The sequence below is a fragment of the Kurthia populi genome (assembly GCF_042686175.1).
Classification (GTDB): Bacteria; Bacillota; Bacilli; order Bacillales_A; family Planococcaceae; genus Kurthia; species Kurthia populi.
On the sequence record NZ_JBHUOR010000061.1, the window covers coordinates 1 to 1,092 of the forward strand.

The 1,092-nt window shown below is 40.0% G+C and carries 1 pseudogene; it reads right to left on the reverse strand.

Features of this window, described 5'->3' with window-relative positions:
- A pseudogene (locus ACFSY7_RS20320) lies at positions 1-1,092 on the reverse strand (hypothetical protein); the annotation flags it as partial.

Genomic DNA, 1,092 nt, shown 5'->3' on the forward strand with positions numbered 1-1,092 from the left:
AATCCTAAATTTTGCATTTGTTTTTTCTGTTGTCGTGCGAGTTCTGCAGGGCTTGACGGTGCATTGTCGTATTGATTATTGATTGTAACGTTTCCACCTGTACCATTTCCTCCACCCTCGACTTGTACTTTAACTGAAACAGCTAATTGCTCGCTGATAGCGCTTGTAGATGATGCTGTATAGCCTAATACATCCGCGCTTACTAAATTGCTCGTCACTTCATCTTTTACGCTTTCAGCGAGTTTATGCGCAGTTTTAACAGCTTGCGCTTGCATGTTCGCCATACCATTGATTAACCCTTTGACGATATTGACGCCAATAAATTTATTCGCCCATTTTGACGGAGAATGAATGTCAAAAGCCTGTTGAATTGTAGATTTCACTTCATCAGCAATGCTTTTTGCTTGCGCTAATAAACTAGGCGTCATATCTGTTAACCCACTTTGCATGCCTTTAATGACATTCTTACCAATCGCAGGCATACTCGCTGTCATCGCATTGAATGTTTTCTTCGTACCGCCAGTTAAATCTTTAATCGACTGTTGCCATTCTTTATTGTACGTATCAAGTTGAAGTGCTGTTTCTTCACGCATCTTCGTAATTTCTGCATCTGTTGATATGCGCAAGTCTTTCATCTCACTGACAGCAATTTTATTTGCAAGTTCAGACTTTTCTTTCCATGCACCTACAAATTCTGCTAATTCAGTATCAGACATCTTTGTAAGTGTTTCGATTTCTCCTGCTGACTTAATACCAAGCTCGCGTAATTCATCAATTAGCGCTGCGTCTACACCACGACCAGCAAGTGTTTCCATATTGGCCGCCCATTCCGACATACCCGCAACCTGTGATTTTAAATTGCTAATTAATTCAGCGCCGGTTGTTGCTGATTTTTCAGCCATTTCATCAAACAAGCCCATTGATTTGTAGATAGTATTCGCGCGATCTGATACAGCTTTTTCATATTCTTCGTTGAGTTTCTTTTCAGATTCAACCAATGCGTTGTTGGCATCTTGGATTTTCGTTGTATAGGTATCAGATAAAGTAGTTAAGTTGTTGTATAACTCTTGTTTCGACTTCTGCAGTTGTTCA